This is a genomic window from Neisseria sp. HMSC064E01, assembly GCF_001808875.1.
Lineage (GTDB): Bacteria > Pseudomonadota > Gammaproteobacteria > Burkholderiales > Neisseriaceae > Neisseria > Neisseria sicca_A.
Genome location: NZ_KV794916.1, coordinates 1 through 596 on the forward strand (window position 1 = coordinate 1; position 596 = coordinate 596).

The following is a 596-nucleotide window of genomic DNA, read 5'->3' on the forward strand; positions in this document are numbered from 1 at the left end:
GTTTTCATTTCAACGGCGGCTTTACCGATTCCCACCAATTTCGCGGCTGCTTTGGCATAGGCTTGGGCAGCCTCCAAATATTCGGGCAAGTGGGTTTCTTCTATATCGGCGATAAACAGCTCATATCGGGAAACGGACAATAAATTGCGAAGCTCTGAAATGCGGTTCAGATGTTGGAGGCGTTCATTAAAAAGGCTTTCCAATAGTTCTTTTTGCGCTTCCAGCATATCGGCGGCGCGGTCTGCCTCTTCGCGTTTGGCGGCAATCTCTGAATCAAGCCCTTTGGCTTCTTCGCTGTTTGTTGGTTTGCCCATTTTCAACAGGTTGGCAAATATGCCTTTGCGTCTGTTTCGTAGCCCCGCAAATTCATTGATAACCGCCTGCGCTTCTGTAACGCCCGCTTCTGCCGCTTCAATTTGGGCGGTCAGTTCGCTGCATTTGTCCTCTTCCTCTTTCAGTAACTTTTGACGGGTCTCAAAAGTTGTCTTTGTATATTCGATATTCATAGTAAAGCTCCTGATTTAATTGATTAATACGAACCGACCGCGTTTCACGGTTTCGCCAAATTGGTTGGTTACTTCTTCCATCACGGTAAC

Annotated in this window: 1 protein-coding gene; it reads right to left on the reverse strand. The window is 47.0% G+C overall.

Features of this window, described 5'->3' with window-relative positions; genetic code table 11:
• Positions 1-506, reverse strand: a 506-nt coding sequence (locus HMPREF2572_RS04290; protein WP_070496390.1) for a hypothetical protein, incomplete at its 3' end; no start/stop codon positions are given.
• Between the last annotated feature and the right edge of the window lie 90 nt (positions 507-596).